11 protein-coding genes and 1 pseudogene are annotated in these 6,767 nt (G+C 36.3%); all 12 read left to right on the top strand.

The features are described 5' to 3' along the window. A pseudogene (locus tag ACYQZV_RS08825) lies at positions 1 to 142 on the top strand (iron-sulfur cluster assembly scaffold protein); the annotation flags it as partial. Positions 143 to 153: 11 nt separating this feature from the next. Then, positions 154 to 1,512, top strand: coding sequence for a nitrogenase iron-molybdenum cofactor biosynthesis protein NifE (gene nifE, locus ACYQZV_RS08820; protein ID WP_459895225.1), 1,359 nt, complete (start codon positions 154 to 156; stop codon positions 1,510 to 1,512). Continuing rightward, positions 1,500 to 2,846 carry a nitrogenase iron-molybdenum cofactor biosynthesis protein NifN gene (gene nifN / locus ACYQZV_RS08815; protein ID WP_459895222.1) on the top strand — a complete coding sequence of 449 codons (1,347 nt, stop codon included), beginning with the start codon at positions 1,500 to 1,502 and terminating at the stop codon, positions 2,844 to 2,846. Before nifE ends, nifN begins: the two co-directional genes overlap by 13 nt. Next, a complete protein-coding gene (nifX, locus tag ACYQZV_RS08810) occupies positions 2,843 to 3,244 on the top strand; it encodes a nitrogen fixation protein NifX (protein ID WP_459895220.1) in 402 nt (133 codons plus the stop codon). Before nifN ends, nifX begins: the two co-directional genes overlap by 4 nt. Positions 3,245 to 3,379: 135 nt before the next feature. Further along, positions 3,380 to 3,697 (top strand): P-II family nitrogen regulator, encoded by a 318-nt coding sequence (locus ACYQZV_RS08805; RefSeq protein ID WP_459895218.1) that lies wholly within the window; start codon positions 3,380 to 3,382, stop codon positions 3,695 to 3,697. Next, positions 3,694 to 4,101, top strand: a complete 408-nt coding sequence (locus tag ACYQZV_RS08800) for a P-II family nitrogen regulator (RefSeq protein ID WP_459895215.1) — start codon at positions 3,694 to 3,696, stop codon at positions 4,099 to 4,101. The genes ACYQZV_RS08805 and ACYQZV_RS08800 overlap by 4 nt, the downstream gene beginning before the upstream one ends. A gap of 13 nt (positions 4,102 to 4,114) precedes the next feature. After that, positions 4,115 to 4,429, top strand: coding sequence for a CCE_0567 family metalloprotein (locus ACYQZV_RS08795; protein ID WP_459895212.1), 315 nt, complete (start codon positions 4,115 to 4,117; stop codon positions 4,427 to 4,429). A 5-nt stretch (positions 4,430 to 4,434) separates the two neighbouring features. Further along, positions 4,435 to 4,713 (top strand): ferredoxin III, nif-specific, encoded by a 279-nt coding sequence (fdxB, locus tag ACYQZV_RS08790; protein WP_459895210.1) that lies wholly within the window; start codon positions 4,435 to 4,437, stop codon positions 4,711 to 4,713. Beyond that, positions 4,710 to 4,898 (top strand): ferredoxin, encoded by a 189-nt coding sequence (locus ACYQZV_RS08785; RefSeq protein ID WP_459895208.1) that lies wholly within the window; start codon positions 4,710 to 4,712, stop codon positions 4,896 to 4,898. Before fdxB ends, ACYQZV_RS08785 begins: the two co-directional genes overlap by 4 nt. Positions 4,899 to 4,903: 5 nt before the next feature. Further along, positions 4,904 to 5,113, top strand: coding sequence for a putative nitrogen fixation protein NifT (nifT, locus tag ACYQZV_RS08780; RefSeq protein WP_459895206.1), 210 nt, complete (start codon positions 4,904 to 4,906; stop codon positions 5,111 to 5,113). Between the two features lie 2 nt (positions 5,114 to 5,115). Next, on the top strand, positions 5,116 to 5,619 hold the full coding sequence (locus tag ACYQZV_RS08775; protein ID WP_459895204.1) for a hypothetical protein: 504 nt from the start codon (positions 5,116 to 5,118) through the stop codon (positions 5,617 to 5,619). Between the two features lie 92 nt (positions 5,620 to 5,711). Further along, on the top strand, positions 5,712 to 6,767 hold a 1,056-nt coding region (locus tag ACYQZV_RS08770; RefSeq protein WP_459895201.1), incomplete at its 3' end, for a porin.

The raw sequence follows: 6,767 nt of genomic DNA, 5'->3' as shown, positions 1-6,767 counted from the left end.
TACAAACTTAGGTCTTGAAACGCTTCACGTGGCTATAAGAGATTACCTTACAAAGCAAGGTAGACTGGAAGAAGCAAACATTATACCTACTTGCTTTGAGGAATCTGAAGAAGAAGAGTCTGAAGTGTCTTTCAGCTTTTAGGAGGATGTATCATGATGAACTTAGAACATTTATTTGAAGAGCCAACATGCTCTCATAACAAAGCTAAATCCCCAGAAGAAAAGAAAAAAGGCTGTCCCAAACCAAAGCCAGGAGCTGCAGCCGGAGGATGTGCTTTTGACGGAGCCCAGATAGCCCTTTTACCAATAGCAGATGCCGTACACTTAGTACATGGCCCCATAGCCTGTGCTGGTAATAGCTGGGATAACAGGGGTACTCGCTCTTCTGTTTCGGATTATTATAGAATGGGTTTTACTACTGACATATCTGAAAACGATGTCATATTTGGCGGAGAAAAGCGTCTGATGAAAGCTATAGAAGAATCCGTTAAAAAGTATAACCCGCCAGCGGTATTTGTTTATGCTACATGCGTTACATCTATGATAGGTGATGATTTAGAGTCTATATGTAAAAGAGCGCAAGCAAAGGTAGGTGTACCTGTGATACCCGTAAACTCCCCAGGTTTTGTGGGAAGCAAAAACCTAGGCAACAAGATAGCTGGTGAATCACTTTTTAAATACGTGATAGGCACAAAGGAACCCAAAAAAACAGAAGGTTATTATATAAATTTGCTTGGAGAATACAACATAGCCGGCGAGTTATGGCAAATTATACCGCTTTTCAACGAGCTTGGTATAAAAATAAGAGCTTGCATAAGTGGAGATACCACTTACAACGAAGTTGCTTCAGCCCATAGAGCTAATTTAAATATGGTGGTATGCTCCAAAGCTTTAGTATCACTTGCCAGAGCCCTAGAACAAAAATACAACATCCCTTATTTTGAAGGATCTTTCTATGGCATAAGAGATACCTCTGAAGCAATTATGAATATAGTAAATACGATAGGTGATGAAGAGCTTATATTAAAAGCCAAAAAACTCATAGAAGAAAAAGAAAGAGAAACTAGAGAAGCACTAAAGCCTTACATAGAGATTTTAAAAGGCAAAAGAGTGCTTATAAACACAGGAGGGGTAAAAAGTTGGTCTATGGTATCCCAAGTAAAAGAACTTGGCATGGAAGTGGTTGGTACATCTGCTAAGAAGAGTACCAAAGAAGATAAAGAAAGGATGCTAGAAATATTTGAGGGAGACGAGTCTAAGCTTATAGATGATCCAAATCCAAAAGAACTCATAAGATTGATAAAAGAACACAATGTAGATGTACTAATGGCTGGTGGTAGAAGCATGTACGTAGCTATGAAAACTAAGGTGGCATTTTTAGATACGAATCAAGAACGTATTCATGCATATGCAGGTTATGAAGGGATGATAAACCTTGCTAAAAACTTGGTTAATGCGCTTAACACACCTGTTTGGAAGCTTGTAAAGGAGGCTGCCCCATGGCAAAAGTGATAGATACCAAAAAATCCTGTGCTGTATATCCTTTAAAGTTAAGCCAGCCAATGGGTGCTGCGTATTGCTTTTTAGGGATAGACAAAAGCATGCCTATAATGCATGGTTCCCAAGGATGTGCAGCCTTTGCTAAGACATTTCTAACAAGGCACTTTAGAGAGCCTATCCCTATGCAAACCACAGCTTTGTCAGAGATAGCTACCGTTATAGGTGGTGATTCTAACATTCACGAGGCTATTAAGAACGTTATAGACAAAAATAACCCTAATATAGTGGGTCTTGTTTCTACTGGCGTTAGTGAGACGAGAGGAGATGATGTAATAGGGTCATTAAAAAGATTTAAATCAAATTTTCCAGATTACGCCGATAAAAAAGTTGTTTATGTATCTACACCGGATTATTTAGGGTCTTTCGAAACCGGTTATGAAAAAGCACTTTTAGAAGTCGTTAAAACATTGGTAGAACCACCTCATAGAAAATATAGAGATAAGGTAAACGTTTTTGTAAGCTACGCTTTAACTGCTGGTGATATAGAAGAGATACGTGATATGCTAAAAGATTTCGAATTAGATGCAGTTGTTGTACCAGATTTTTCCAAATCTATTGGTATAATGACAGACTTTAGTCCTATTACGATAGGCGGAACTACTTTAGAAGATATTCAAGGTTTGTCAAACTCTTCTTTTAGCATAGCTATAGGTTATAGTGCGAAGGCAGCAGCAGAATATTTGGAAAAACAATACAATATACCTATGTTTTATTTTGATTCTTTGCTTGGATTAAAAGCTACAGATGAGTTTTATGAGCTTTTAATAAAATTAACAGGCAGAGAGCCATCGGACAAATACAAAAGGTATCGTTCTAGACTTTTAGACACGATGGCAGATGGGCAGTTTTATTTTTCTGGAAAGAGTGTAGCCTTAGGTCTTGGGCCAGATTTGTTAGTCTCACTAGTGTACTTTTTAAAGGAAGAACTTGGTTTAAATATAGAATGTGCTGTAAGCCCAGTACATACTCCAAATTTAGATTTATTGCCTATTGACACCGTCTATATAGGGGATTTAGAAGATATAAAACTAAACGCTAAACATGTAGATATGATAATCTCCAATACAAATGGCCAACATATAGCAAAGTCTTTTAAAGTACCGCTTCTTCGCATAGGTATACCGATTTTCGATAGAGTTGGACACTTTTTCAGAACCTACGTAGGTTATAAAGGTACCTTAGAGTTTTTATACGAACTTACAAACTTATTTTTAGAACACGACGAAGAAAAATCCTACGAAGTGCCAGAGTTTATAAAAGATATGAAAAAAGAGGAGGTTTTATGAAAATAGCTTTTGCTACAAAAAGCTTAGAATATGTAGACGACCATTTTGGTTTTGCTAAAAGCATAGCTGTTTATGAAGTTAACAAGGATGGCTATCAATTTGTAGAGTTTAGAACAGCTGAGGATATACCAGAAGAAGAATATGACAAGATAAATGCAAAAATAGACATGATAAAAGATTGTGCTATAGTATATGTATTGGCTATAGGTGGTACAGCAGCTGCTAAAGTTGTGAAAGCAAAGATACATCCTGTTAAAGTTGCAGAACCAACGCCTATAAAAGATATCCTAGATAAGTTGGTAGAAGTTTTAAACACAAACCCACCGCCATGGTTAAAAAAAGCCATGTTAAGAGAAGAAAATGAAACAGAAAATATAGAAGAAACAGAATCTATGTAAGATATATTACAAAATTTTGTAATACTTATTACAATTTGTAAGTTTTTTGTTATATTGACAATGAAAATTTTATATTCTAAGTGGTATTTTATTTGCTCTAACAATTTATGAAATAACTTTTAAAAGGAGATTAGGATGAAGCTAGTAAGGGCGTTTATAAGACCAGAAAAGGAACAAGAAGTGGTGTTCGCTTTGGAAGGAGCAGGATTTCCTGCAGTTACCAAGATGTCTGTATTTGGTAGAGGTAAACAAAAAGGAGTAAAAATAGGTGATGTAGTATACGATGAACTCCCAAAAGTATTGTTGCTTATAGTGGTAAAAGATGAAGACGTAGACAAAGTGATTGATGTCATAAAAACAAGGGCGTACACCGGTAATTTTGGGGATGGCAAGATATTTATAAGCCCCGTGGAAAAAGCTATAACAGTTAGAACCGGGGAGGTAGAACAATGAAAGAAATTTGGGCTGTAATAAGAAGAAACAAATTTGCCCAAACCAAAAAGGCATTAGACGACATAGGCTATGGAGCTATGAGCATCCATTCCGTTTGGGGTCGAGGAAAGCAAGCAGGTTTTGCAATGTCAGAAACTGAAGCAGAAATGCCAACTTACACTACAGCCGCTCCTAACCTTGTACCAACTTCTTCAAAATATGCTACAGAAGGTGCTACTATCACAAAACCTTTGGTTTACATACCAAAGAGAATGATAGTTATGGTGGTTCCCGATGAAGCTGTTGATAAAATAGTAGATACTATAATAAGCGTAAATAGAACAGGAAGCGCTGGCGATGGAAAAATTTTTATAATGCCCGTAGAAGAATCTATAACTATTAGAACTGGCGAGAAAACTTTGTAATAGGAGGTATACTATGTGTACAAACGTTATTTTTGAACAAAAACCTAGCTGTGTAGGTGCCTGCACAGAAGAAGGCACAGATAAAGACTTGCAAAGGGAAATATGCCATCCAGAAAAAAAGTATGAGTCCATGTCCAAAGAGGAACTCAAAGAAGAGGTTAAAAAGTTGAGAATGCAAGCGATGGCATGTGCCACAGAATTACACGATTTAGCTGAAGAAGGTCTACCAAACAGATGGGAAGATATTCCAAAGGTGGCAGAGAAGGCTTACAAAATTCATAAAGAATATTTCTTAGCTAAGAAGATTTTAGATGGGCAAAGAGGTTAAATATCATGGCTACTGTTAGCTATAAAACAAAAGGTGGAAAAGAATGGATACCACGATATGTAGTCTCTATAAATCAAGAGGACTGTATAGGCTGTGGTAGGTGCTTTAAGGCTTGCGGAAGAGATGTCTTGATGCTTATAACTCCAGACGAAGATGATGAAGATGCGGACGATGATGCAAAATCTTATATGAGCATAGCCAATGCAGAGAACTGCATAGGTTGTGAGGCATGCTCTAGGGTATGTCCCAAAAAATGTTTTACTCATGAGGAGGTAAGTTTATGAAAGTTATAGTGGATGCTGATACTTGTACAGGATGTGAAGTTTGCACAGACAAGGTACCAGAGGTTTTCAAACTAAAAAACGGTATAGCTATAGTTATAAACAAAAATCCAGACGAGTCTTACAGAAAGCTCATAGAAGAGTCTATGGAAGAGTGTCCGAGCAATTCTATTAGTATAGAGGAGTAAATTATATGAAAGCTACCATAAGAAAAAGGACCGATAACTCTTTAGAGATATATATACCAAAGAAAGATTTAGAGGCTGTTGTAATAAAAACCGAGGGAGCTGATGGAAAATGGGGAGGGATTTTTGAATTAGCAAATGGATGGAAGATACAAGTACCTTATTTTGACAACGAACCTAAATTACCCATAACTCTGGAAGTTAAAAAGGTTGAGTAAACATGAATATATCAACTGTCACCGACGATGTAAAATGTTATGTTGGCGAACAGCAAAGGTATATTTTTGACGAACTTGTAGCAACGTTTCCAAATAAAAGACCTATACTTAGGGACGCTAATCTTTTATCTATCGCTGAAATTTTATTTGTATATGGTTGTTGGTTTTTATACAAAGAGTTAATCTTTATATATTTAGATGAAGAAAAAAGCTTTTATAAATTGTCCAGCTTTTTAAAAGAAAATGGTGACCCGTTGATGTACCATTTTTACAAAGAGCTTGTGTCTATCTATAAAAATAGCGATTATAAAGATCTTAGAGCTGTAAAAAGACGTGTTGGTTTTGAACTGTATAGTTGTATATTTAAAGAACCGCCAGCTTTTCTTAACCAAGAAGAGCTTAATATGATAGAATCTATCACGGAAAATGTTTTTTTAGAGATTCAAAATATTATTTATAAAGATATATACGGTAAAACGGTAACTCAAATAATATCATCTAATTAGTGATATATATCATTGTTATTTATTAAGCGTTATGTTATACTATATATAACGAAAGTTCAAGATAGTTTAAAATATATTTAGGAGGAAAAGCGATGAGATATAAAGTAGGTAGTCTTTTGCTTTTTAGTGGGTTATGTATTCTAAGCCATAACGCTGAAGCCATATTGTTAAAAGCCTCAAACGATGAGTTTGCACAAGTAGGGCTAAAAATGGAAATATGGGCTCAGCAAGATGGTGCCACTTACACAAATGACCATTCTTCTACAAACTTTTCAGTGGCTCAGACACGCCTTTACTTTGCTGGTCAGATAAACCCTATAGTACAATTTGGAGCTGACCTTGATTTTGCCGACAACAAAACTCTTGATGCTGATGGTACAGCCAGGACTCATCAAGGCGTGCCATATACGATGGTAAGAGATGCTTTTATAAACTTACATTTTAACAAAAGCGCAAACATCATGACAGGATTATTTTTAAACCCATGGTCAAGATATGAGCTTGAATACACATGGAGTTTTTATATACCTACAGAGAATTTTATTCCAGAAATAGGGACAATAAACAACGATATAACAAAAGTTTTAAAACCTACAAACAACACAAAACCATTTATCACTCCCCTCGCAAGTTTTAATTTAGGGGCAGATACTCAGTTCTTGAGTGCATTACGAGATATGGGCATAGTATATTGGGGAAGCATAGGTAAAAACGCGATGTTAAAATACTATGCTTTTGTAGGAAATGGAAAATACGATTATCAGGATGGATACAACGGCAACAGCAATTTAAAATATGGATTTAGATTGGAGTTTACACCCACGATGCTTGGATATAAAGGAGAATCAGGATATATAGACCAAGATACTTACCTTGGAAAAAGAAACACGCTTACGTTTGGCTTTGGCTACCAGCAACAAAAAATAGAGTGTGGGACATATGCACCAAATCCGAGCAACCCACCTACTGGCACTTCTTATAATAATGAATATTGTCCGTCAGGGTTAGGAGCAGCTGGCACTTCCACCACAGCAAAAGCCTACACATTTGATGTACTGTGGGAACAAAAGTTTGGGGATTTTGTACCAAACTTCCAAGCAGCATGGCTTCTTCAAAAAGATTTAGGTTATGCAAAAGCAGGTACTACT

The sequence above is a fragment of the Hydrogenobaculum acidophilum genome (assembly GCF_054656715.1).
The sequence above is the reverse complement of the archived record's forward strand: the minus strand, read 5'-3'. Positions and strand labels throughout refer to the sequence as shown.